The organism is Burkholderia sp. MSMB1589WGS, assembly GCF_001636105.1.
GTDB lineage: Bacteria > Pseudomonadota > Gammaproteobacteria > Burkholderiales > Burkholderiaceae > Burkholderia > Burkholderia humptydooensis.
Map to the genome: position 1 here is coordinate 28,931 of NZ_LNJT01000007.1, position 25,651 is coordinate 54,581.

Annotated in this window: 12 protein-coding genes and 1 pseudogene; 9 read left to right on the forward strand and 4 right to left on the reverse strand. The window is 67.6% G+C overall.

Translation table 11 applies throughout. The annotated features are described in order from the left end of the window. Window positions 1–10: 10 nt before the first annotated feature. Entirely contained in the window at window positions 11–247 is a 237-nt protein-coding gene (locus WT16_RS33555) for a hypothetical protein (RefSeq protein WP_156521415.1), read from the forward strand. Next, window positions 213–13,069: pseudogene (locus tag WT16_RS08205) on the forward strand (filamentous haemagglutinin family protein). Before WT16_RS33555 ends, WT16_RS08205 begins: the two are co-directional and overlap by 35 nt. A gap of 328 nt (window positions 13,070–13,397) precedes the next feature. Here the strand turns inward: WT16_RS08205 and WT16_RS08210 are convergent. Beyond that, entirely contained in the window at window positions 13,398–14,729 is a 1,332-nt protein-coding gene (locus tag WT16_RS08210) for a substrate-binding domain-containing protein (protein ID WP_063533090.1), read from the reverse strand. Between the two features lie 594 nt (window positions 14,730–15,323). Here WT16_RS08210 and gspF point away from each other — a divergent pair. The 6 genes from gspF to WT16_RS08240 all read left to right on the forward strand — a co-directional run bounded on the left by gspF (window position 15,324) and on the right by WT16_RS08240 (window position 20,250). Continuing rightward, window positions 15,324–16,541 (forward strand): type II secretion system inner membrane protein GspF, encoded by a 1,218-nt coding sequence (gspF, locus tag WT16_RS08215; protein WP_063533091.1) that lies wholly within the window; start codon window positions 15,324–15,326, stop codon window positions 16,539–16,541. Window positions 16,542–16,688: 147 nt separating this feature from the next. Continuing rightward, window positions 16,689–17,219: a type II secretion system minor pseudopilin GspH gene (gspH, locus tag WT16_RS08220; RefSeq protein WP_006026842.1), complete on the forward strand. Its 531-nt coding sequence runs from the start codon at window positions 16,689–16,691 to the stop codon at window positions 17,217–17,219. Between the two features lie 216 nt (window positions 17,220–17,435). Next, complete coding sequence (locus WT16_RS08225) at window positions 17,436–18,179, forward strand: secretin and TonB N-terminal domain-containing protein (RefSeq protein ID WP_059928438.1); 744 nt, start codon at window positions 17,436–17,438, stop codon at window positions 18,177–18,179. 6 nt (window positions 18,180–18,185) lie between these two features. Beyond that, entirely contained in the window at window positions 18,186–18,734 is a 549-nt protein-coding gene (locus WT16_RS08230) for an RNA polymerase sigma factor (RefSeq protein ID WP_006026840.1), read from the forward strand. Between the two features lie 11 nt (window positions 18,735–18,745). Further along, a complete protein-coding gene (locus WT16_RS08235) occupies window positions 18,746–19,741 on the forward strand; it encodes a FecR domain-containing protein (protein WP_063533092.1) in 996 nt (331 codons plus the stop codon). Between the two features lie 257 nt (window positions 19,742–19,998). Next, window positions 19,999–20,250, forward strand: a complete 252-nt coding sequence (locus tag WT16_RS08240) for a FecR/PupR family sigma factor regulator (protein ID WP_231892037.1) — start codon at window positions 19,999–20,001, stop codon at window positions 20,248–20,250. 216 nt (window positions 20,251–20,466) lie between these two features. Here WT16_RS08240 and WT16_RS08245 read toward each other — a convergent pair whose 3' ends face one another. Then, window positions 20,467–21,291 carry a hypothetical protein gene (locus WT16_RS08245; RefSeq protein ID WP_063533094.1) on the reverse strand — a complete coding sequence of 275 codons (825 nt, stop codon included), beginning with the start codon at window positions 21,289–21,291 and terminating at the stop codon, window positions 20,467–20,469. Window positions 21,292–21,461: 170 nt separating this feature from the next. On the opposite strand from WT16_RS08245, the gene WT16_RS08250 reads away from it, so the two are divergent. Next, entirely contained in the window at window positions 21,462–23,141 is a 1,680-nt protein-coding gene (locus tag WT16_RS08250) for a type II toxin-antitoxin system Phd/YefM family antitoxin (RefSeq protein ID WP_197486461.1), read from the forward strand. Window positions 23,142–23,224: 83 nt separating this feature from the next. Here WT16_RS08250 and gspK read toward each other — a convergent pair whose 3' ends face one another. Both gspK and WT16_RS08260 read right to left on the reverse strand, forming a co-directional pair. Beyond that, window positions 23,225–24,220: a type II secretion system minor pseudopilin GspK gene (gene gspK / locus WT16_RS08255; RefSeq protein ID WP_015600766.1), complete on the reverse strand. Its 996-nt coding sequence runs from the start codon at window positions 24,218–24,220 to the stop codon at window positions 23,225–23,227. Window positions 24,221–24,274: 54 nt separating this feature from the next. After that, on the reverse strand, window positions 24,275–24,847 hold the full coding sequence (locus WT16_RS08260; protein WP_063533810.1) for a hypothetical protein: 573 nt from the start codon (window positions 24,845–24,847) through the stop codon (window positions 24,275–24,277). Window positions 24,848–25,651: the final 804 nt, after the last annotated feature.

A 25,651-nucleotide genomic window follows, 5' to 3' on the forward strand; every position in this document is an offset into this window, starting at 1 on the left:
GGCGGCCGGAATGGTCCGTAACACCCGCCATGCCGTTGCCATCGGGCCTTCGTATGTTCTCTCGATTCCACGGCCTGTCACGGCCTGTTTCAGGCGCAGCTCGGACGCAACCCGGGCGCAACGCAAGGGCAACGACATGCGCGGCTTCGATTCGGCGTCGTTTTCGGCGCGTTTCGTCGCCATGCGCAATTTTCCAGGATTCGGAGTGAAGAATGGCAGCACGCGCGCGTATCGCACGACAACCTGACACGACGGGCTCGCGGTCGGCCCTCAAATCGGAACTGCGGCCGCTGGTTCGGGCCGTCGCCCTGATGCTGCTGGCGGGGCGCGTCGACGCACGCGCACGCGGCGGGCATCATGAACCTCGGGGCGGCGGGCCGCGCGCGCATCGGGCGGCGGCGCGGGCGGCGTCGGCGCGGCGGGCGTGCCGAATCTCGGCATGTCGCCGCAGCAGGCGCTGCAGGCGAGCCAGCCGTCGATCCGCAATCTCGGTTACGCGGCGCATGCGATCGCCGCGCAGATCGCCGCGCAGCAGAACGCGGCCGCGGCGGCCGCCAGGCTGCCTTCGACCGTGCCGAACGGGCTCGCGCCAGGCGGGCTGCAGGTCGCCACGGGCGCGTCGAGCGACCCGAATTCGAACAATCCCGTGCTGTGGTTCAACGCGAACGCCCCCGCGCAGAGCGTCGACGCGAACGGGCACGTGAACGTCGACGTCAAGCAGACGGGGCAGAACGCGGTGCTGACATGGGAGACGATGAACGTCGGCCGGCAGACGACGCTGAACTTCGATCAATCGGCCGGCACGCAGACGAACGGCGCGAACAACTGGGCGGTGCTGAACCGGATCAACGATCCGAGCGGCCGGCCGAGCCAGATCCTCGGCAACCTCACCGCGCAGGGCGCGGTGTACGTGATCAACCGCAACGGCGTGCTGTTCGGCGCGGGGTCGCAGATCAACGTGCATTCGCTCGTCGCGTCGTCGCTGAACCTGCTCGACATGAAGAACCAGCTCGCGCCGACGGCGGACGGCATCGTCGCGAGCAACAAGCAGTTCCTGAGCCTGCCGGCCGGCACGACGGGCGGGCTGGCTTATCCGGAGGCGGGGAGTTCGAGCGGCGTGGCGGGGGCGCGCAATCCGAACGAAGTGCTGGGCCTCGGCAACAAGGTGCTGCTGAGCGGCGCGTATCAGGCGCCGGGCGACGTCACGATCGAACAGGGCGCTTCGATCACGACGCATACCAACGGCACGGCGAGCGATGGCGGCTTCGTGCTGGTCGCCGCGCCGAACGTGACGAACGCGGGCAGCATTTCGGCGACGGCGGGGCAGGTCGTGCTCGCGGCGGGCGTGGGGGTGAGCCTGCGGCCCAACGGAACCGGGGCGACGGGCAATCCGCAAGTCCTGCTGCCGGAGCTGAGCGGGCAGATCGTCACGACGGATCTGCAGACCGGCTACACGATCGACGTCACGCCGGCCGGCACCTTGACCAATACCGGCATCGTGCAGGCTGCGCGCGGCAACGTGAACCTGCTCGGCAGCCGCGTCGCGCAGAACGGCGTGGTCGGCGTGACGACGAGCGTGAACACGCCGGGCGCGATCACGATCTCGACCGCGGACGAGTACGCGTCGAACAATCCGCTCGGCAACCCGTATACCGGCCCGACGCCGGTCACGGGCGGCGCCGGCGGTGGCGACAACGTCAATCGCGCGGGCCTGCTGAGCTTCGGGCCGGGATCGGTGACGACGGTGCTGCCCGACGAAAACGGCCAGACGGCGACATCGACGCCGGGCACGACCTTCACGCCCGGCGGCATCGCGATGACGGCCGGCTCCGTGTGGTTCCAGGGCGGCTCGCTGATCGAGGCGCCGGGCTCGAACGTGTCGGTGACGGCCTATGCGCCGTCGGTGGTGACGAACAAGGTGGCCGGACAGACCGCGGTGCCGGGCCGGATCTACGTGGATGACGGCGCGACGATCGACGTGTCGGGGCTCGCGAACGTCCAGACGCCGATCTCGCAGACGCTCTTGACCATCGACCGGATCGGCCAGAACGAACTGGCCGATTCGCCGCTGCTGCGCAACAGCTTCCTGTTCGGGCTGAAGGGCGTCGTCGTCGACAGCACGCTCGCGGGCACGCGCAGCGACGGCGTGCAGTGGGTCGGCAGCCCGATCCTGAACCTGTCGGGGTACGTGAACCTGATTCCGCGCACGGTCGATCAACTGCTGACCAACGGTGGCACGATCACGCTGTCCGGCAACGAGGTGATGACCGCGGCCGGTTCGTCGATGAACCTGAACGGCGGTTATGTGCATTACAACGGCGGAATGGTCAACACGACACGGCTCGTCGACGCCAACGGCGCGATCGTGCCGATCGGTCAGGCGAGCCCGTACGAGCGCTATGTCGGCATCGCGGGGCAGTTCATCGAAAGCCATCCGCGCTGGGGCGTGACGAAGTCCTGGTACAACCCGCTGTTGACGGGCGGCACCTATCAGGGCGACTACATCGTCGGCGGCAATGCGGGCACGCTTGACCTGTTCGCGTCGCAGGCGCTGGTACTCGACGGCGACATCAGCGCGCGGGCATTCGGCGGCGCGAAGCAGATGCAGGGCAACAGCCTGCCGTCCGGCGGCACGTTCAACCTCGGCGCCGATCCGAAGCTGGCCGGTGGGGCGCTGGTCGGTCTCGCATGGAACAGTGCCAGCGGCGTGGACCATTCCGTCAGCGGCATCTCGGGGCTGACGATCCTGCAGGACGAGGCGCCGCAACTCGGTGCGCTGATGCCGGGTTTCTCGATCGATACGTCGCTCGACAAGCCCGCTTCGCAGGCGCCGTCGGGCAACGATCCGAACAATCTGCTGACGACTCGGGTGATCCCGGTCGCGACGCTGAACCACGGCGGTTTCGCGAGCCTGAACGTGACCGAGGACAAGAACGCGGGCAAGGGCATCGTGGTTGCGCAGGGCACGCAGATGAACCTGCAGCCGGGCGGCTCGATCTCGCTGAACAGCCCGGCGGTCGGTGCCGACGTGAATGTTGCGGGGCGGTTGTCCGCGCCGTCCGGTTCGATTTCGATCACGAGCGGCGGCAATGTCGTCGTTGGGCCGCAGGGCGCGCTGAGCGCAGCCGGGCAGTGGGTGAACAACGATGTGCAGGCCGCGCCGGGCACGACCCCGGGCAACAGTCAGTTCATCAACGGCGGCAGCATTTCGCTGTCGGCCGATGCGACTTCGATCGGGACGCGGGGTGGTCCGATCACGGATACGACGGGATCGATCCTGCTTCAGCCAGGGAGCGTACTGGACGTGTCCAGCGGCGGCGAGATGACCGCGAACGGGCAACTGTTGATGTGCAACGGCGTGCCTGTCGGCCGCGGTGGCAACGTGACGCTGCAGACGTACGCAACGTCGGGCTCGGGCGGCTTCGGCGGCGTCAGCAGCGCCACGATCCTGCCTAGCGAGCAACCGACGGCCGGCACGATCGCGATGGGCGGCACGATCCTCAGCGAAGGCTTTTCCGGCGGCGGGACGCTGTCCCTGCAGGCGCTCGGCCTCCGGATCGGCGGCGATCCTTCCGCGGCATCGCCGTGGGACGTGTACCTGCCGGAGAGTTTTTTCTCGCAGCACGGTTTCGGCAAGTATGTTCTGAATGCGTATTACGACGCGACGGTGGCGCCGGGCGCGACAGTCGCGCTCACGCAGCGCAATCGAATTCCGGACGCGCTGGCGTTGCAGCAGACCGGTTCGGGCGCGAACCTGTCGACAGGCGGCCTGACGACGGTTGGCCAGCTCGACGCATATCATCGTCAGGCCACGAACCTCGTGATGACGGGAGGCGCCTACGTGTCGTGGGTGGGGTTATCCAACACGGTGCCGTCATATCCGGGCGTGACGGGAGCCGTGACGCTGTCGCAGGGCGCATCGATCGACGCGGATGCGGGAGCGAGCATCGGTTTTGGCTCGCCGACGCAAGTCACGGTGCTCGGCTCCATGCGCGCGCCGGGCGGGGCGATCACGTTGAGTGCGGATTCCTCCGGGGGCAAGTTCGCGCAGACAGGACAATACTCGGGCGGTTTTCCGAGCGGCAGCCGGTCGGTGTGGCTAGGTCCCGACGCGACGCTCGACGTGTCGGGCGTCGCACTGTCCGATCCGCTCGCTGCTCCTGTCAAGATCGGCGGAACGACCGTCGTGCCGAATACCGGCAAAGTGCTGCCGGGCGGCTCGGTGACGCTGTCGAGCGATACGGGCTACGTCGTCACGCAAGCCGGCTCGAAGATAGACGTGTCCGGCGCATCGGCGAACTTCGATCAATTGCAGGCGAACGGCACGTATGCGTCGCAACCCGTGTGGAGCGACGCCGGTTCGATCACGCTGTCGGCCGCGTACGGTCTTTTCGCGGACGGGACGCTGGCCGGTCATGGCGGTGCATCGCAGGCGCGCGGCGGCACGCTGACGGTCCTGCCGCACCAGAACAGTGGCGTGGCAGGCGCGACCGCGCTCGTCGTGCGACAGAGCGGCACGCTCGTGCCGGCCGGCCTCGAGCCGGGCGCGGATTTCTCCACCGCAATCGATCCGACGACCGGTCAGCCGATCGGACAGCCGACCGGTGTGATCCAGTTTGCCGCCGACCGCCTGAACGATTCGGGACTCTCGAATCTCGTGCTGGGCGACAGTACGCCGGCCGTTGTTCCGTCCCCGGTGCCGCCGATCGTCTTTGCCGGTAACGTGAACCTGACATTGCCGGAATCGGTGACGCTGAATACCGGTCGGATTGCCGCAATCGGGATGGACCAACTGTCCACGTTGCTGTCGGCCCCGGCGTTGCCGGCGAGCGGCAATTCGGTACTCACGAACCTGCTTGCCCATCCGCCGGCCAATCCGCTCGGCACGACGGTGACGGTCGACGCGCCTTATGTCGCGCTGGTGGGCCCGACGATGACTTCGCTGTCGCCCCAATTCGTTCCTGTCGCGACGCTCTCCGACGCAACGCTGAACGTGAACGCGTCGTTCGTCGATCTGCGCAATCAGTTCCAGCTCAACAATTTCGGCCAGACGAACCTCAATAGCAGCGGCGATATCCGCCTGAGTTCGACCAGCGTGTCGCAGCAGGTGGCGAATCTCTTGTTGCCGGGCGTGCTGTATACGCCGGGCAACGTGACGTTCAGCGCGGCGAGCATTTATCCGGTCACTGGAAGCACGTTTATCGTCGATGCAGTCGGCCCCGCCGATCCGGTTACGGGCAAACTCGCTCCGACCACCGTTACGTTCGGTTCGACCGGGTCGTCCGGCACGCCGCTGTCGGCCGGCGGCACGCTGCTCGTCGATGCGACGAACATCGTGCAGGGCGGCAACGTGCGTGCGCCGTCCGGCACGCTCGTGTTCGGCGTCGGCGATCCGTCGAACAGCACGACGCAGAAGCAGTTCGGCAACCTGCCGCTCGTCGCGACGGATTCAGTGACGTTCGCGAACGGCAGCGTGACGTCGGTTTCGAACGGCGGATCGATCATTCCTTACGGCACCACGATCGATGGTGTCGAGTGGCAGTTCAATCCGCTCGCGGGCACGACGGCATCCGACCTGAATGCGCCGCCTGCGAAGTACATCGGCGTGAACGGCACCAGCGTCGCGCTCGACAAGGGCGCGACGATCGACCTGTCGGGCGGCGGCGATCTGCAGGCGGCCGAATGGGTGCCGGGCACGGGCGGCACGCGCGACGTGCTTTCGCAATACAACGTGAGCTACGTGAGCGGCAAGGGTGCGACGGCGGTGCCGACCAATGCCGGCGCGGGGAATGTCTACGCGATCGTGCCGGGCGTGCAGTCGCCGGTGGCTGCTTACGATCCGGTGTTCGCGCAGTCGGTGCAGCCGGACGTCGCCGCGAACGGTACGCCGACGACCACGCCCGCAGCGCTCGGCGTCGGCCAGGCCGGAATGAACGACGCGATCGGCAAGGCCGTGTACCTGTCCGGCGTACCCGGCCTCGCGGCCGGCTACTACACGCTGCTGCCGGGCAAGTACGCGACGCTGCCAGGCGCGTACCGCGTGACGGTGTCGGCCACGACGGGCAACGTCGTGCCGGGCGCATCGCAGGTGCTGCCGGACGGCACGGTCGTGGCGGCAGGATACTTCGCCGATGCGGTGACGGGCGGGCGCAGTGCGACGCCGACGCTCTTCAACGTGCAGTCGGGCAAGGTGTGGCAGCAATACTCGCAATACACGCTGAAGGGAGCGAACGACTTCTTCACCGCGCAGGCCGCGAAGCAGGGCAACGTGACGCCGCCGCTGCCGGTGGACGGCGGCCAGCTCGCGCTGGCCGCGACGAAGGCGCTCGCACTCGGCGCGACGCTGAATGCGGCGGCGGGTGCGGGCGGCGCGCCGGCCGAGGTCGACATCGCGTCGCAGGACATCCAGGTCACCGGCAACGGCAGCGCGGGGTTGCCCGGCTATCTGCAGATCGGCGGCGATGCGCTCGATTCGCTGAACGCGGGCAGCCTGCTGATCGGCGGCACGCGCACGGCGACGACGAAAGGCGTGACGATCACGCCGATCGCGAACAGCGTGGTGGTGTCGAACGATGCGAACTCGTCGTTGAAGGGCCCCGAGATCCTGCTCGTGACGAAGACCGACGCGAGCGGCACCGATCCGAATGCGGCGAACGGCCTGCGTGTGGACACAGGCGCGTCGATCGCGGCGGCGGGCGATTATCCGGCGGCGAAGGACCAGCCGATCGCGATCGCCGGCGACGGCGCGCTGCTGCGCGTGTCGAACGGCGCGATGGCGCCGCTCACGCGCACGGGCGGCACCGGCGCCGGGTTGCTGGCGGTTGGCGCAGGTGCGACGCTCACGGGCGGGCAGGCGCTGATGCTCGATTCGTCGGGCGACCTGAAGGTCGACCCGAGCGCGGTGCTGTCGGCGAAGGCGATTACGGCCGACGGCTCCGCGATCACGTTCACCAATGCGAGCGGCGCGGCCGCGGCGAACCTGCCGGGCTTCGTGATCGATCCTGCCGGGCTCGCGCAGTTCGCCAATGCGGATCTCGTCACGCTGCGCAGCTACGGTGCGATCGGCTTCGTCGGCGACGTGAATGCGACGTTCGGCAAGAGCGTCGATCTGAGCGCGGGCACGTTCACGAGCGACGGCGGCCACGTGACGCTGAACGGGCAGCAGATCGCGTTCACGAACGAGACGGGCGCGCCCGCCGGCGCGGCGGCGACGGGCAACGGCACGCTGGCGGTCAACGCGAAGGAGATCGACTTCGGTACGGGCACGAAGACGCTGAACGGATTCTCGTCGGCGAACATGACCGCGAGCGGCGGCATCGTCGGGCAAGGTACGGGGACGTTCGATTTCGGTGCGCTGCCGGTGACGCTGAGTGCGCCGGTGTATCTCGCCGATACGAGTTCCGCATCGACCGTGAAGACGACCGGCGCGCTGACGCTGAACGGTGCAGCGGGCACCGCATTGACGAAAACGCCGGTTGGCGGCGCGTGGAAATTCGTCGGCGGCATGCTTGCCGACAATGGCGCGACGATCGCCGCACCGGCCGGCAACGTGAGCCTCGAGGCGACCAACGGCAACCTGACGATCGGCAGCGGCTCGACGGTCAGCTCGGCGGGCGTGTCGAAGCAGTTCTTCGATGTGACGCAGTACGCGCCGGCCGGCTCGATCATCCTGACCGCCGATGCGGGAACGGTCGATGTGCAGCCGGGCGCGACGCTCGATTTCTCGGGCGCGAACGGTGGCGGTGCGGCGGGCAGCCTGACGCTGTCGGCGTCGAAACAGGTCGTGAATCTCAACGGAGCGATCAAGGGCGGTGCGGCGAACGGCTATGCGGGCGGTTCGCTGTCGCTCGACACGGCCGGCGCGGCCGACCTGGATTCGCTCGCGAAGACGCTCGCGTCGAGCGGCGTGAACCAGTCGATCACGGTTCACACGAAGTCGGGCAACCTGACGCTGTCGGCCGGCAATGCGCTGACCGCGCGCTCGGTATCGCTGACGGCCGACGGCGGCGCGGGCAATGCGTCGGATACGGCGAACGGCAATGTGAACGTGCTGGGGACGATCGACGCGTCGGGCAAGGCGGGCGGGGAGATCGACCTGTATGGCCGCAGCGGCGTCGACGTGGAGGGCACGCTGCTCGCGCGCGGTTCCGATCCGACGCAACGCGGCGGCAAGGTGAACGTCGGCACGAGCGCGACGTTCGATCCGGGCGTCGCGAATCCGTACAACGCGACTTACGGCTACGAGAACATCGATCCGTCGCATTCGGGCGCGATCCGTGTCGGCGCGAATGCGCTGATCGACGTATCGGGCGGGACGGCCGGCGGCTTGTCGGGCGGCACGGTGAATTTCCGCGCGCCGCTGCTCGCGGACGGCAGCGTCGATGTCCAGTTGCCGACTGCATTCAACAGCGGCAAGGGCATCGTCGGTTCGCGCGCGACGACGCTCGAAGCGTATGCGGTGTGGAGCACGACCGACGCGTCGCCGAGCGGGCAGCACTTCGACGGCATCGTCGATCCGGCCGGCTGGTACGACAGCAACGGGCATTTGCTGGCCGGCACGTTCACCGCGCAAGGCACCAATCCGCCGACCTTCACGTTCGCGCCGGATGCGAACGGCGACGGCGGCGGAACGCTGACGAACAACGCGACGGGTGCGCAGGTGACGCTGACGGGTAGTCAGGCCGACCTTGCTTCGCTGTACACCGGGATTTCATCGATCGGCTTCCCAGGCATGGACAGCGCGTACTTCGTGCCGACCACGGCGAACGCCGATCACCAGACGTTCTACGGTGGGCAGATCGTCAAGGCGAGCGACGGCACGCTGTCGATGACGCCGGGAACGCTGATGGGATTCATTCAGAACGGGCTCGGCGCCAATGGGCCGACGCTGCAGGGATCGACGGCGCACATCGCGAATTTCCGCGTCGCGCCCGGTGTGGAATTCGACAACCCGAGCACGGCGATCAACGGCGGCAATATCTCGATCCTGTCCAACTGGAATCTTGGCGCGGGGCTGCCGAACAACAGCGGGACGATCGTGCCTTCGTATCGGTATCACGGCACGGTCGCGCCGATGCTGACGTTCCGGGCGACGAACAATTTCGATGCGCAAGCGAGCATTACCGACGGATTTTTCCAGAGCGAGGTGGCGACGATTCTCGGGGCGGCGGGGAATGCGACGGCTACCGGGACGTATGCGGCGGCGCTGACGCTGTACAACAACCTGGTGTCACTGGATGATCCTGCATCAATTACCGTGCAATTTGTCGACGGGTCGAGTCAATCGCTGACTTCGATCGGTACCGATTCGACGAATCCGTTGCATGATCCGAATTACGCGCTGAGTGCGCCGCTGCAGAATCAGGCAGCTCAATATTATTCGGACTATTTGCAGTACGGTAGTTCATGGGGTACGTATTATGGGAGCTGGGCAAGTGGAAAGTACGCTTTCCATATCATGCCTTATGCACCGTTACATACCTCCGCTCCCGTCTTGTCGGGCTCTTCGTCCTACGGCGACTATATTGCGGAATACCAAGGCTGGTTTTCGAATTATAGTCAAATCGGGATTACGGGATTGGTTAAAGGATCGATAGTCATTCCGAAATTCGGAACGCCAACTCCACCGATTTTGTCGTCCAGTCCGGCAGACTATGAGACGTATGTATCGGTCTATAAAAATTACCTGGACACGGTGTCCGGAATAGCTTCGTCGAATTCGCCGATCATCAGCCCGCATGGCGCATATAATTTTTTCTATGCTCCCGCCGCCCCATTGTCGATTCCGATGGCGGGCATCAATATCGGTGCATTACCCGGCAATACGCCAGCGAATGTCGCGACGGCCGACAATCCGCTGCCGATCAGCTTTGCCGCGTTGCTGGGCGGACAAAGTTCGTCGTATCGCATTGTCGGCGGCGCCGATCTCGCAAGCGCGAATCCGCTTGCCGTGCAGCCTGTTGCTGCACTCAACGCCGGCAGCGCGCCGGCGGGCAACGTGACGTTGAACCAGCACACCGCTTACGTCGATTCGAACGGGTTGACGTTGTTGCAACCGACAACGATCCGAACCGGTACCGGATCGATCGATATCGCGGCGGGCAATGATTTCACGCTGGCGGATACAACCGCACCGGGCGTCGTGTATACGGCGGGTGCGCCCACGCAGGGAAATCCTGTGTTGGGTCTCGCCTCGGCGGTCGCTCATGGCAGCCAGCCAGGTCTGCAAGACATACTGGTCACACCCACCGTGAATCCGGATTCGGCCGGCGATATTTCGCTCCATGTGCAGGGCGACATCAATGGCGTCCAGAGCGTGACCGACGCGACGGGTGCAGTGACGGGCGGGGCAGGCAACAGCATCAGCCAGTACTGGTGGCAGTGGATGCAGATCACGCCGGGAGAAACCGCCGACATCAGTGGCGCCATCCTTGCTCGGTTGACCCGGTCCTCGATTGATTTCGGCGCGTTTGACCAAGGCGTGATGAGCGTCGGCGGCAACGTGTCGATCAGTGCCGGCGGCAATATCTCGGATCTGGCCGTGTCGTTGCCGACTACGTGGTACCTGGATGGAAACAACAAGCCCGTCACCGTTGGCGGCGGGAATCTGACAGTGCATGCCGGCGGCGATATTCTGAGCGGCGACTACTTCGTCGCCAAGGGAACGGGGACGATATCGGCTGGCGGAAGCATCGGGTCGGATATTGCCGTGATGTCTCCACAGACTGGAGTGGCTCCGATTGCCGTATCGACGGTGCTTGCGACGCAGAATGGCATATTCGATGTCACGGCGCGTCAAGGCGCGGACATCGGCGCAGTGTTGAATCCGTCTTATGCAAGCAGTTTCGCGCCGCCCGGCGGGCAGCCTACCTCGGCTGTTCATCTGTTCAACTACGGACAGTACGCCGACAGCCAGGGTTACTCATCGACTTCCGCCGTGAATGTGCTATCCACAACCGGAGACATCCGAATCGGCGCGCTCGGTGGCTTGTTGACGGGGGCAAATGGAGTATTGCCGGCGAGCGTCAATCTGACAGCATTTGACGGCGGGATTCATGTCGAATCAGGCGGCGTGCTCTATCCGTCGGCAGTCGGCCAGTTGAATCTGGTTGCGGATCAGTCGGTGTCCCTTTCCAATGTATCGTCCAGGCGGACCAGCGCCGCATTGCCTAATACATTTGGCTTGTCCGACGCCGATCCGTCGCAGATGCCTTCGCCGACGAATCCGCAAGCAGCGATTCCGGCGTTGACGGATATGACGCTCGCTGCACATGCGCTGACTGCGCTCCATGATGGCGACATGCTGCCTGCGCGCATCTACAGCCTGAACGGAAGCATCCTCAACGGCACCGCCGATACCCCCGGTGATAGTGACGGCTTCTACCGGAGCCTCGTCACGCTGTCGATCGACAAGCCGGCGTTCATGCAAGCCGGGCAGGACATCGTCAACCTGGCGTTCTGGGGGCAGAACTTGCGCAGCTCCGACGTAACGCGCATCGTGGCAGGCCGAGACATTTACGACACGCCGATTCCCCACAACGGTGGTGGTGGTGCAGTGCCGGTGTTGTCGGTCGGTGGCCCAGGCTGGTTCGACGTGCAGGCGGGACGCAACATTGGCCCGCTGACGAGTCAGGCCGAGTTGTACAACCAGCAAGCCGATACCGGCGGCATCGCACACGTTTTCACGGGCATCGACGCAGTCGGCAACGCAAACAATCCGAATCTGCCGCACGAGAGCGCGAACGTCAACGTGATGTTCGGTGTCGGGCCGGGCGTTGATCTGCCGGGATTCATCGCGACTTATATCGCGCCGGGCAGTGCGGTTGCCGGCGTACCGAGTGCGACACCGGCATTGATTGCGTTCATGGAGCAGTACGACGCGGGACTTGGCGTCGATACTGGATTGCAGGTGGACAAGGACCAGGCACTGGCCAAGGTCGGCCCGTTGACGGCCGATGAAGCATGGAAGCAATTCCAGGCGTTGCCGTCTTACGTTCAGCAACTCTTTGCGGAAAAGGTGCTGTTCGGCGTGCTGGCGCAAGTGGGCGCGGACTTCAACGATGCATCGAGCCCGTATCGCGGCCAGTACGCAAGAGGCTATCAGGCGATCAATACGCTGTTCCCCGCCTCGTACAGCTATACCGCGAACAATCTCGGCGGCGGTTCAAACGGCGCGAACAAGTCGGTCAGCACGGGCGATCTCGACATCCGCAGCACGACGATTCAGACGCAGCAGGGCGGCGACGTCACGATCCTCGGGCCGGGCGGGCAGGCGCTCGTGGGCAGCACGACGGCACCGCCGCAGATCGTGGACAGCAACGGCAAGGTTGTAGCGGGCCCGGGCACGATGGGGATTCTGACGCTCGAGAAGGGCAATGTCGGCATATTCGCGGATCAAAGCGTGCTGCTCGCGCAAAGCCGGATCTTCACCGAGCAGGGCGGCGACATGACGATCTGGAGTTCGAACGGCGACATCAACGCGGGCAAGGGCGCAAAGACGTCGGCCGACACGCCGGCGCCACAGTATGTTTGCGATGCGAATCATTACTGTACGGTCGATTCGCGTGGTCAAGTGACGGGGGCGGGCATCGCGACGCTACAGAGCATACCGGGCGCGCCGAAAGGCACGGTCAACCTGATCGCGCCGCGCGGCACCGTCGATGCGGGCGATGCGGGCATTCGCGCGGGCAACCTCAACGTTGCAGCGTTGCGTGTGGTGAACGCCGACAACATTCAGGTGACGGGCAAGGCGACCGGCATTCCGCTCGTGCAGGCCGTCAACACGGGCGCGCTGACGGCCGCGAGTTCGGCCGCCTCGGCGGCGAGTCAGGTTGCGCAGGATATCGCGAAGAACAATGCATCGGGCGCTGCGCCGCGCCGCTGGACGATCAGCGTGCAGGTCGAGGGCTTCGGGGATAACGGCCCGGACGGTGGAGCGAAGCGCCGCAAGTCGGAACAGGTTGGCTACGATTCGTCGAACGCCGTTTCGCTGCTTGGCTTCGGGGCGGCAGGGCCTACTCAGCGGACGTTGCTCAGCAAGGAAGAGCTTGGAAAATTGAACCGGTTCTGAATGAAGCCGGGGGATACCGCGCGACCCGGTATCTCGCGATTCAGTCCGACTGAGTGAACGAGAACTCTCCGCTTCGACTGTTCGATGCGGAGAGTTTTCATTTTACGCATCCGAATCGGACTCGTTTGAGAGGCTGGTTCGATGGACTGTTCGGTCAACGCATCCTGACCGATTCGACGGAGGACGACCCGGAAGACGGGGAGCACGTGATACATGCAGCCCGCGAGTGTCGGCGATGGATCGCGAAGGCGTCGAAGGATGAAAAAAACCCGCCTCGAAGCGCTCGAGGCGGGTTCAGCAGGACGCGTCGAATCAGCGGTGATTCGAATTAACGGCCCACATACTGGAGGCAACTGTTCGCGTTGTTGATATCGAGCCCGTACCCGCTGGTGTTGCTCAGGAAATCGGCCGAAATCGCAGTCTTGAAGCCCGACGGCACGGTGTCGAAGCCGTTGCCGTGCACGACCGATGCGTAGCTGGCGTCCGTGTAGTGGTGGTTCAGGAAGCTCTGAACATTCGATGCCACCGTGGCGTCCGCATAGCACTGGCTCAGGATGATCTGGCTCGTACCCGAAACCGGATAGCCGGCAGACGGATTGGCCAGGTTGGTGTAAGGAGTGCCGGAAACCGGCACCCATTGCGTCGGATCGGCGGCGGTGGCCTTCGTCGACGGTGCCGAGATCGTGCCGATTGCCGTCGTCGCGTTCGCGTACGTCGGTGCGTAGTACTTCGTGTCCTTTGCGTTGTAAAGGCTGGCGAGCGGAAGCTGCAGCGCGCCCGACGACGTCACGACCGAGCTTTGCGATGCGATGTACGTGTTCGTGTAGTCCGGGCTCAGGTACGCGACGGCGGCCGTGCCGGCCGTCGACAGCGACGCGAGCGAGGCGCGAACGCCGCCGCTGCCCGAAGCGGCGATGAAGTTCGCCGGCACGCCGGTCGGGAACGCCGACGTATTCGCAAACGTCAGCGAATCGATGAACTTGACGCCCGAAGCCGTGTTATTGGTCGTGCAGACTGCGGCCAGGTGGCGGGTCAGCAGTTCGGTCGTGCCGCTGCCGTCAGCGCGATAGACGACCTTGATCGGCGCGCTCGACGCATAGAACGTGCCGGTCTCGGGGTTGACCACATGGCCCCAGTCGGTGATCTTGCCCGAGAAGATGCCGCACAGATCATCGTCGTTCAGCGCGATGCTGTGTGCTTGACCCGGCGTCGTTTGCGGCGTGATCGAACTCGTTACGGCCGGGCCGTTGACGACCGGCACCGTGATCGCCGTCACGATGTACGGGATCTGGATCAGCGGGCCGCTGTTCGCGCCGACCGTGCTGGCGTTGTACGACGTGACTTGTGCGGTCGTGAGTGCGGCGTCGCTGTTCGCGAAGTCGACCGTGCCCGTGACGCCCGAGCCGAAGTACGTCGGCTGGTTGTTCAGGAACGCGTTCTGGCCGGCGCCCGAGCCGACCGAGTAGTACGTGAACGTGGCGCTGGCGGTGCCATACAGGCCGAATTCGCCGGCAGCCGGCGAAGCGGTGCCGAGCGTCGGCGCGACGAGCGACGAGCCGCCGCCTTGAATCACCGGGCCCGCGGCCATCGCGAGCGATGCGCCCATGCCCGAAACGACGAGAGCCAGGACCTGACAGATCTTGCGCTTGCTGGATTTCATGAGAATTTCCTTGAACGAAGATAAACGGGAAGCCTGCTGCTGCGGACGGAATGCCGTATCGGCCGCCGAGTAAATTTAGGAGGAAATTCTCCAATCGCGTGTGAATTTTTCATAACGAATGGTACGGAACATTTTTAAATAAAAATACGATCGATTTATTTGGGTAGACAAAAACATGATTCCGGAAAAATTCAGAACGGAAAGAAAAAACGGATGCCGGGATCGAGCCGACGGGCATCGTCGCGCATCGCCCACCGGGAGCTTGAGCGGAGCATTCTTGCCGTAATCGATTCGATGATTCTCTCGCAGCCGTTCGTCATTATTTTGATTGGGCGAACAAATTGGGGTGGCGATATTTGAACGGGAAATCGACATCGGAATAATCGATTGAATTTGGCGATCCAAAATCGTTTTTCGAGATGCGGGAATTGCGAATCGGCGTGACCGGCGAGCCGAAAAGGTAGCCCAACATTCGTCACAAATTTGCGCCGGTTCGCTCCTTAGTCTTGCCCGGCGACGCCGTTCGGCGGCATCGCAAACGGACCGCGGTCCCGCGGCCCGCGGGGCGTGTCCCGGCGTAAGGAGAACACTGACATGTCGGCATTCCGCTACGAAGCGATCGATCCTGCCGGCCGCACGCTGAAAGGCGTGCTGGAAGCGGACAGCGCGCGCGGGGGGCGCAACTGGCTGCGCACGCAGGGCCTGACGCCGCTCGTCGTCGAGGCGGCCGCGTCGCGCCTGAACGGCGAGCGCCACCAGCGCCTCGCGCTCGGGCGCAAGCTGTCGCAGCGCGAGCAGGCGATCCTGACGCGCCAGCTCGCGAGCCTGCTCGTCGCCGGGCTGCCGCTCGACGAATCGCTCGCGGTGCTGAGCGAGCAGGCCGAGCGCGAGTACGTGCGCGAGCTGATGGCCGCGATTCGCGCGGAAGTCGTCGGCGGCCATTCGTTCGCGAACGCGCTCGGCCAGCATCCGCGCGATTTCCCCGACATTTACCGCGCGCTCGTCGCGGCGGGCGAGCACACGGGCAAGCTCGGCGTCGTGCTGTCGCGGCTCGCCGACTACATCGAGCAGAGCAACGCACTCAGGCAGAAGATCCTGCTCGCGTTCACGTATCCGGCCGTCGTCACGCTGATCGCGTTCGGCATCGTCACGTTCCTGCTGAGCTACGTGGTGCCGCAGGTCGCGAACGTGTTCACGAGCACGAAGCAGCCACTGCCGACATTGACGGTCGTGATGCTCGCGCTGTCCGATTTCGTCCGCCGCTGGTGGTGGGCGGCGCTCGCCGCGCTCGTCGCGGCCGCCTATGCGGTGCGCAAGGTGCTGTCGCAAGCCGGGCCGCGGCTCGCGTTCGACCGCTGGGCGCTCACCGCGCCGCTCGCGGGCAAGCTCGTGCGCGGCTACAACACAGTGCGCTTCGCGAGCACGCTCGGCATCCTGAGCGCGGCGGGCGTGCCGATCCTGCGCGCGCTGCAGGCGGCGGGCGAGACGCTGTCGAACCGTGCGATGCGCGCGAACGTCGACGACGCGATCGTGCGCGTGCGCGAGGGCTCGGCGTTGTCGCGCGCGCTCGCGCACACGAAGACGTTTCCGCCCGTGCTCGTGCACCTGATCCGCTCGGGCGAGGCCACAGGCGACGTGACGACGATGCTCGACCGCGCGGCCGAAGGCGAATCGCGCGAGCTCGAACGCCGCACGATGTTCCTGACGAGCCTGCTCGAGCCGCTGCTGATTCTCGCGATGGGCGGCGTCGTGCTCGTGATCGTGCTCGCGGTGATGATGCCGATCATCGAGCTGAACAACATGGTGCAGTGATGCGGCGCTCAGCGCACGAACGCGTTCGGATTCCGCGCGGCGGGCCGCGCCGGAGCAGGCGCATCAGGCGTGCTAGCGATACGGCGACGAGGGCCGCGCCGGCGGCGAACGTCGCGACGAGCGGATTTTCAGCGCGCCGGTGAATACATGATGACGCGACACGGCGAAACGCGAGCGCCGCACGCGAAGGGGCCGCGGGAACGGGCGCGGCGGCGCCGGTCGCAACGCGGCTTCACGCTGCTCGAGATGCTCGTCGTGCTCGTGATCGTCGGGCTGCTCGTCGCGGTCGTGACGCTCGCGCCGTCGCGCAATCGCCGCACCGGGCTGGCCGAGGAGGCGCAGCGGCTCGCGAACCTGCTCGAATCGGCGGGCGACGAAGCGCAGGTGCGCTCGACGTCGATCGCATGGCAGCCTGACGGCGGCGGCTACCGCTTCATGCAGCGCACCGAAAGCGGCGCGTGGGCGCCGATGACCGACGAGCTGTTTCGCGCGCGTCGTTGGGGCGGCGAGGTGACGGGCGTGTCGGTACGCTACACGGACGGCGGCGACGCGCTGTCGCGCGTCGTGCTCGGCGACGAAAGCATCGATGTACCTGTCACGATCACGCTGTGGTCCGGCGACACGCGCATCGCCGTCGTGGCCACGGGCATCGGCAACTTCGCCGTGCGCGGGCCGTGAACGGCGCGGCGTTCCGGCGTGCGGCCGGCGCACCGGCTTCGTCGCGCACGCACGCACGCGTGCACGCACGCGTGCACGCATTGACTCGCGCCGCTGCACGGTTCACCTGACTGTCATAGTGTCCACGCACAATCTGTCGTTCGCTCGCGACGGAGCCGCACACGGGATGCGCCGGCTCCGCCGGCGGCGTGCCACTTCACTTCCGTCCAGGCATTCATGACTCGTTCACGGGCGCGGACCGGTGTCCTGGCGCTCGTCGCGTGGCTTGCGTTCGTCGCGTTGTGCATGCGCGGCGCGCAGGCGCAGGAGACAAGCGCCGCCGGCCGCCAGCCGGGCAGCGTCGCGCACTTCGATCTGCCCGCGCAGCCCCTCGCGAAGACCTTGCAGGACTTTGCGCGGCTCACCGAGCTGATCGTGCTGGCGAGCGCGCCGCTGCTCGACGGGCGGACGAGCGCGCCGGTGCAGGGCGATTTCGCGCCGCGCGACGCACTCGAGCGGATGCTGGTCGGAACGGGGTTGCGCGCGGCGTTCTCGCGCCCGGACGAGGCGATCATCGTCGCGCAGTCGGCCGTTGAAACGGCGAGCGCCGTCGATGCGCAGGCGGGGGCCGCGCTGCCGGTCGACGGCATCGACGGGATCGGCGATTCCGGCGAGCGGCGCGCGTTCGCGGGCGTGCTGCAGGCGCATCTGATCGATGCGCTGTGCGCGCAGCCGGCGGCGGTGCCGGGCAGCTATCGACTCGTCGCGCAGATGCGCATCGACAACAAGGGGGCGGTGGTGGCGGTGAACATGGTGGCATCGAGCGGTTCGGCCGCCCGCGACGCGGCGGTCCTGCGCGCGCTGCGCGCGCTGAGGCTGGACGACGCGCCGCCGGCGGATCTGCCGCAGCCGGTCACGATCCTGCTGCGGCCCGCCGGCAATGGCGTGCATGCGCGCTGTCCGCAGGCGGCGAGGAATTAGGCCGCCATGTCCGACAGCACCCGCAGCGGGCTCAGGAAACTGCTGGCGTCGCGCTATGCGTATCTCGTCAGGCGCCTCGAGCGCGTGACGGGATCGAAGGACGGCGCGGCCGATGCGCTGCACGAGACCTGGCTGCGCCTCGAGAACGCGAACGTCTCCGCGCAGGTGTCCAACGCCGACGCCTACATACTCGGAATGGCGAACAACGTCGCGATCGATCAGCATCGCCGCGAACGGCGGCATCTGCACGACGACGACGTTCAGACGCTGCTGGAGATGCCCGACGAGCTGGCCGATCCCGAGCGGATCGTCGCGGCGCGCCGCAAGGTCGACACGCTAAAGGACGTGTTGCGCGGCCTGCCGCCGCGACGCCGGGCGATCCTGCTGGCCGCCCGCGTGGACGGCCTGCTGAACCGGGAGATCGCCGAGCAGTTCGGGATTTCGCTGCGGCTCGTCGAAAGCGAGCTGAGCGCGGCGATGAAGTATTGTTTGCAGCGCATGCAGGAAGACAGTGACCTGTACGCCGGTTCGCGAGGCGGACCGCGTAAATTTTGAGCATCCGGACGATGACGAAAGCCCAGGCCGATACCGCCCACGACGCGCTCGACGAAGCGAGCGCGTGGCTGCCGCGCCTGCGCTCGGGGCGCGCGAGCCAAGCGGAAGCCGACGCGTTCGAGCGCTGGTGCGCCGATCGCCCGCAGGCCGCGCATCTGCTGCGCGACACGTGGAGCGCGCTGCGCACGGCCGCCGCGGAGCTCGAGCACGAGGAACGGACGGCCGCGGCGTGGGCAAACGTTGCAAGGCGCGAGCGCGCGGTGCGCACGGGGCGGCGGGCCTTCGTCGGCTTCGCGGTCGCGGCGGGCGCGTCGTGGCTCGCGCTGCGCCCGCCGATGCGGCTCTGGCCGTCGCTCGGCGATCTCGCGGCCGACTACCGCACGGGCACCGGCGAGCAGCGCCGCATCGCGCTGTCGCCGCAGGTGACGGTCGAGATGAACACGCAGACGCGCGTCGACGTGCTGCCCGCGCGCGTCGCCGCGCACGGCATCGAGGTCGTCGCGGGCGAAGCGGAGATCGACGCGGCCGCGCCCACGGCCGATCGCTCGGCGCCGCTCGGGCCCGTCACCGTGGTCGCGGGCGGCGGCCGCATGCAGGCGACGGTCGCGCGGTTCAACGTGCGGCGCACGGACGCGCAGGTGTGCGTGACCTGCCTGTCGGGCACGGTCGCGCTCAGCCACCCGCGCGGCGCTCGCACGCTGCGGGCCGACGATCAGGTCGTCTACGACGATCGCGGCGTGCAGCCGGTGTCGCGGGCCAACCCGGGCGCCGTCAGCGCATGGCGGCGCGGGATGCTCGTGTTCAACGGCGTGCCGCTCGCGGACGTCGTCGCCGAGATCAACCGCTACCGGCCCGGCCGGGTCATCCTGCGCAACGCGGCGCTCGGCGAGAACCGGATGCAGGCGCAGTTCCCGATCGCGCGGCTCGACGACGTGATCGACATGGTCGGGCGCCTGTACGGCGCGCGCGTCACCCGTCTGCCCGGCAACATCGTGCTGCTGAGCTGACCCGTCCGCATTCTCCCCATCCTTCTTTCGGCGATTCCGCCGGCGCTTTCGGGCATCCCGCGGCCTGCGGGGCATGCGGGTTAAGGCGCGTCGATACGACCTGATCCATGAGGGCCGGCAAACGCCGGGCGGGCCGGCAGCGGCCGCCCGGTGGAGCGTCGTCGGACCCGAGGCGTGTGTGGCAAGCGCCCCGGCCCGCGCAGCGATGCGCGCAACGGGGAAGGTGCGTCGATTGAGCTTCGGGCGGTGGCGTGATCATGACCATATCGCAACGGGATGCAGATTCCGGCGCTGCGCAGTCGCGCGCCGACGACATTCGCGAGGGCGCGGTGCGCTGGCTGCTGTGGCTGCGCGCGGGCGGCCCGACCGCGCGCGAGCTCGACGCTTTCCGCCGCTGGCGCGCGCAGAGCGACGAGCATGCGCGCACCGTCCGGGAGTTGATCTGGATGTGGGTGGTGCTCGAGTCGATCGGCCGGCAGGGGCCGGACGGATCGACGCGCTCGCATTGACGCGCCGCCCCGCGCCCGGAAGCGCCCGTGCGAGCGGGCGGCAAGAAAAGTCTGCGGGTTAGGCGAGCCCGTTTCGACCTTGTTTACGAGAGAGCGAGAGGGCCGTGAAGCGCGACCGCGGCTGGACGAAGCAGGCCCCGGCGCGCGGGGGGAGCGATCGCGGCCGGCGCGCCGCGAATGTCGCGCATGCCGCGCATGCCGCGCAATCGTTCGCGATCAGGACGGCGGCGCGTCCTGCGCGCCGGCGCGCGCGCCGCGCCAGGCGGCGTCGAGCCGGTCGCCGGCGTCGTGCAGGGGCTCGCGCAGGAAGGGGAAACGTTCGAAGAACGGTGCGGATTCTTTCAGGGCCACGATATGGTCGACCATCCATTGCAGCAGATCGCCGCCGTGCCGGACCTGCTCCGGGCGCCAGTGCGGCATCGCGCAGAAGAGCTCCGCGAATCCGCTCCAGCGGGACGGCCTGTCGTTGTCGCCGGGCCGGAAATACGTGTTCATTGCGATGTCGCGCGTGTCGGTCAGCGTGCCGACGAAGAGCCCGTGCGGGGTCGGCACGCCGATCTGCCGCCAGCGCTCCGCGAGCGCGAGCGCGCGCATCACGCGCGCCGCGACGAACGCGATGCGCGTCTCGTGCTCGATTTCCGTGAGCGTCATCACGCCGTTGCGCTGCATGCAACGGGCGACCGCGTGCGGCCGGATGACGTTCGACGCGAAGCTGCGCAGCACGAGGTCGGGCACCGTCAACTGAAGCTGGAATTCGCGCAGGCCGTGCTCGGCGCTCATCGTCGAGAAGTTGACGAACAAGCCTTCGAGCCGGCCGAGCGCGCCGACGTACGGTTCGAGCCCGAGGCGCGCGAGCTTCGGCGCGATCCGGCGCTCGAGCAGCCGCATCAGGTTGCGGCGATTGCGCTCGCCCGCGAAGTCGTCGATGCAGCGCGTGACGACGTCGCTGATTGCCCAGCGGCGCTCGTCGGCGACGAGGCGCGGAGAGCGGCCCAGGTCGAACCGGGCGCGGCCGTGCGCCACGCGTGGATCTACGTACATGCCGGTGCCTCGTGCATCGATTGCGGGCGGATCGGCGCGACGGCGCGTCGTCGTGCGTCTCCGGTCGCCCACGATGCTGCGGCGTCGAAAGCGGCCCGTCAAGCGCGATCGTGCCGACGGCCGGGCCGCATGCGCGGGCGTTCAACCATACAGCGCGGGGTGATCAGGTGATGCGCACGATCGTGGAACGCTTCGTCGAACAGAGCCCGATGGCGATCATGGCGCGGCTCGTGCTGCAATGCGCACTGCACGAGGACTGGATCGACGCCGCCGCCGACATGGACGACGCACCGAACGGCGAGCCGATTCGCGAGACGCTGTTCGCGCTCGCGGTCGACGCGTTCGCGGCGATCGCCGCACGCACGCGCGCGCCGGGGAGCGCCGCCGCCGGCGCATCGCCCGCGCTCGGCGCGGCCGTGACGGCGCTGCACGACGGCATGAGCCGGCTGCGGGCCGGCTGGGGGCGCGCGCTCGTGAAGGACAGCGTCGAGCTGCTGCAGCCCCTCGCGGCGATGCGCGCCGAAGACCGCGCGCCCGCGGTCGGCGGCATGCGGCTGCGCGTGCTCGACGGCGGCGCATGCGCGCCGGGAGCCGACGGCTGCGCCTGCGACGATCCGGCGCGCGACGCCGCTGAGCGTGCGCGGGCGCTGCCCGTCTACGATCCGGCTCTCGGCATGATCGTCGATCTGTTGCCGTACGAGCGCGGCCGCGCGCACGAGCGCGCGCTTGCCGCCGCGTTGCTCGAAACGGTCCGGGCGGGCGAGCTGTGGATCGTCGACGGCCGCTTCGACACGGATGCGATCCTGTCGGGCTGGCCGCGCGGCGGCGGCGCGTTCATCGTGCGCGAATACGGCCGCACGCTCGCGTGCCGGCCGCTCGGCGACTGGCATGAAGCCGGCGTGCTCGGCGACGGACGCCTCTACGAGCAGGCGGTCGGCATCGCGGGCGATGGCGGCGTGTCGGGGATGCCGGGTATGTCGGGCGTGTTCCGGCGGATCGAGTGGCGGCGCGGCGCGGGCTCGCACTCGGATTCGGATTCGGGCTCGGATTCCGACTCGCTCGAGCCCGGCTCGACGATCGCCGTGCTGACCGATCTGCCGGCCGCGCCGTTCGACGCGCGCGAGGTCGTGCAACTGTCCTGCACGCGCTGGCGCGACGCGCTGCCGCTGCCGATCGAGCCCGTGCTCGGCGCCGCGCGGTTCGGCAACGTGCCCGCGCGCGCGGCGCAGCTCGCGCGCGGCATCGCCGCGCTCGCGTACAACGCGCTCGGCGCGATGATGAAGGCCGTCGCCGGCGCGCTCGATCTGGACGCGCGCGATATCGAGCGTCTGCCGCCGCATATCGCGGACGGCGTCGCGGCGACCTACGCGGGGATGATGATCGCGCTGCCGCCCGAGTGGTGGCGGCGCTACGACCGGCTGTCGGCGGCGACGCTCGGCCAGATCGTGCGGCTGCTCGCCGTGCACGTCGATCCGCGCAGCGAGCGCCGCAAGCGTCGCGACAACCGGCTGTCCGCGAAATCGCAGGCGCTGCTGCGCACGGCGACGCTCGAGCGCCTGCTGCACGACGACGGCGACGATCCCGTGGCGAACGTGTTCAGCCTGCGCACGATCGCGATGGCGACGCGCGACTTCAGCAGCAATCCGTCGAAGGCGCTGCGGCACGCGGGCGAGGCGCTCGTGATGGTCACCAAGTACAACCGGCCGATCGCGCTGCTCGTGTCGATCGACGACTGGAACCGGCTGCTCGGCGAAGTGCGCGAGACGAGCCTCACGAGGCTGTCGTTCGACTGCGCGGACGCGACGCCGGGCGTGTGTCCGGTCACGCTGAGCGAGTCGTCGCTGAACTAGCGGCGTTTCCGCGGGCGGCGTGCTGGCGGCAGGTGGGCGCTCGCGCGTCGAAGCTTGCCTGCGCGCGGCGGCACGCGCCGCGTTCAGCCCGCGAGCCGGCGAACCCAGATCACCGCGGTCCAACTGAAGTTGCCGCTGCCGTAGCGCGCGATCAGCGTGTCGATGCGCGCGTTGATCCGGGCCGAATGCACGCGGCAATGCACGACGAAATAGCCGCTGTCGACACCGACGGTCGACCCGTCCGGCAGTGTCGGGTTGCCGCCCTGCGCGGGCGTCAGATATTCGGCGACATCGCCGGTGCTGACGAAGTACGCGGTCTGGCGGCGATCGACGAGCCGCTTCGCCTGGCTGCGCGAGAGCGTCGGAATCGCGGCGACGAGCACGGGCTCGGGCGCGGTGTTGACGTTGACCGTGGTCAGATCGGGCAGGATCGTCACGAACGGCGCGAGCGTCGCGATCGCGTGCGCGTCGTAGCCGGGGATGCGCGCGAGATCGTCGACGGACACGAGCTGCAGCGGCCAGCCGTCGGGCGCGTTCGTTTCGCGCAGCGAGCGCAGCATGTAGTCGGCCGTCTGCTGGGCGAGCGCGGGATCGAGCGACAGCTCGCCGAGCAGCCGCCGGTAGGCGAGCACGCCTTCGCCGCTGGTCTGCCACGGCTTGCCGGGCGCGACGCGCGACACGAGATTCGTCAGGTTCAGGCGCGCCTGCGCATCCTCGACGTGGCCGGAGATCCATGCGCGCGCGAGCTCGGCGTTGAGCGCCGCGGTGCCGGGCGGCAGCAGGTCCGCGAGCTGCACGTCGGCGAGCGGCGCGGACCACGTCTGACCGACGACGGTGACGTTCGACGTCGCGCTTTGCGCGCGCAGCGTCGCCCGCGCCCATTCGACCGCGGCGCGCTCGACCCACATCGTCTGGGTCGCGAGACGCTGGTTCTCGACGTCGCGCGTCGCGACCTGCTGACGCCACAGCACGCTCGCCGCGAGCGTGGCCGCCAGCGCGACGACGAGCAGCGCCGTCACGATCGCGATGCCGCGCTCGCGTCGCGCGCGCGTCGCCCCTCGCTTCTCGTATCGATCCATCGCGTGCCCCATCGTGGCGATTATGTGGCGATTCCGTGCCGATGCCGGCCGCGCTCAGCCTTCGAACGCCAGCCACGCATGCGCGATGCTCGCATGCGCGGATGACGCCACGCCGAATGTCGCCGCGAGCCCCGTCACCCAGCACGCGAGCGTCGCGGAGCGCGCGCCGCCCGTCGTGACGGCGAGCGGGCCGACGAGCCCGGCAATCGCGTGCGAGCGCCACAGCAGCAACACGAACAGCGTGCAGCCGACCGCCATCGCGACGCAGAACGCATGGAGCGCGACCGCCGAACGCCGCGTGAACGGCGCGCGGTGATGGCGCTGGTTCGTCGCGACGATCGCGGCTGCGTTCGCCACAGGCACGATCGCCATCGCGAGCATCCAGAAGAGCGGCTGGTCGCTCGACGAATTGATCAGCAGCAGCGTGCCGATCGTCCAGATCGGCGGCGCGAGCAGCGTGAGCGCGATCCATGACAGCAGTTGCCACGCGAGCCACGGTGCGCGCCAGCGCAGCGGGCGGCGCGCGGCGGCATGGCCGGCCGCGGTCGGGCGCAGCCGGCCCGGCATTGCGGTGGTGCGGGACAGGCGCACGGCGAGCCACCGTGCGAGCATCGCGGCGAATGACATGAGTTCGTCCGAGTCGTTGACGTGCTTTCTCTTGGCGGGCTTTCTCAATAGCTAGGACGGATCGGGCGGCCGCAAGCCGCAGGATTTCGGCGGGCGCGGTGCCGCGGCGGCATGGATCGGGCGCGTGGCCGGCGCGCGGACTCGTGCGAATCTTCAGGAGAATGTCACAAAAAGTTCCCGGTACAAACCCGACGATTGTCGGGCTGCCCGCGGGTGCGTCGCGATCGCGCGCGCCGCCGACGATCCGTGCCGGCCGGGCAGACGATATGCACACGAAACGGGGCTCAGCACAGTCATGCGCAACGTCCTCGCCAACGACGCGGGGTATCCGCTGCGCGCGCATTGCGGGTCGTGCTCGATCGGCCGCGCCGTTTCATGGGCGCAGCCGAGGGGCGACATGCGCGCCGCTCGCACGCCTGCGGCGTCGAGTCGGCCGTCGCACGCAAAAAGGTTGCGGCAATGCGCGCTTCGTTCCGTCTAGGTAGATGAGCGTTGCATCGAGCGTGTCGCGCGCGGTGCCGCTCGCGATCGACGCTCGCGCGCCGAGGCGTCGGCAGGCTGTCGATCGTGACGACGCGCATCGGCCGCTGCGGGTTTTTCGCTTTCGTTTCGTCCTTTCCGGTGAGACGCCGCTTGTCGCGCCGGAGCGCATCTCGCCGTCGATGCCAACCGGCGCTGTTCGTCGGCGCTCGGGGTGCGCGGGACATGATCAGGATGGCGAAGTAAGAGTCATCGAAATGAAACACGTATTTGATAGCGGGCGAGCGGGTGACGCCGTTCGCGCCGTTGCGATCCGGAACAAAA

Excerpts from the sequence above, each read along its gene's own strand:
- gspK (WP_015600766.1), bottom strand. The coding sequence starts at position 24,220 with ATGGATCGATACGAGAAGCGAGGGGCGACGCGCGCGCGACGCGAGCGC.
- WT16_RS08245 (WP_063533094.1), bottom strand. The coding sequence starts at position 21,291 with ATGTACGTAGATCCACGCGTGGCGCACGGCCGCGCCCGGTTCGACCTG.
- WT16_RS08260 (WP_063533810.1), bottom strand. The coding sequence starts at position 24,847 with ATGTCATTCGCCGCGATGCTCGCACGGTGGCTCGCCGTGCGCCTGTCC.
- WT16_RS08240 (WP_231892037.1), top strand. The coding sequence starts at position 19,999 with ATGACCATATCGCAACGGGATGCAGATTCCGGCGCTGCGCAGTCGCGC.
- gspF (WP_063533091.1), top strand. The coding sequence starts at position 15,324 with ATGTCGGCATTCCGCTACGAAGCGATCGATCCTGCCGGCCGCACGCTG.
- gspH (WP_006026842.1), top strand. The coding sequence starts at position 16,689 with ATGATGACGCGACACGGCGAAACGCGAGCGCCGCACGCGAAGGGGCCG.
- WT16_RS08210 (WP_063533090.1), bottom strand. The coding sequence starts at position 14,729 with ATGAAATCCAGCAAGCGCAAGATCTGTCAGGTCCTGGCTCTCGTCGTT.
- WT16_RS08235 (WP_063533092.1), top strand. The coding sequence starts at position 18,746 with ATGACGAAAGCCCAGGCCGATACCGCCCACGACGCGCTCGACGAAGCG.
- WT16_RS08225 (WP_059928438.1), top strand. The coding sequence starts at position 17,436 with ATGACTCGTTCACGGGCGCGGACCGGTGTCCTGGCGCTCGTCGCGTGG.
- WT16_RS08250 (WP_197486461.1), top strand. The coding sequence starts at position 21,462 with ATGCGCACGATCGTGGAACGCTTCGTCGAACAGAGCCCGATGGCGATC.
- WT16_RS33555 (WP_156521415.1), top strand. The coding sequence starts at position 11 with ATGGTCCGTAACACCCGCCATGCCGTTGCCATCGGGCCTTCGTATGTT.
- WT16_RS08230 (WP_006026840.1), top strand. The coding sequence starts at position 18,186 with ATGTCCGACAGCACCCGCAGCGGGCTCAGGAAACTGCTGGCGTCGCGC.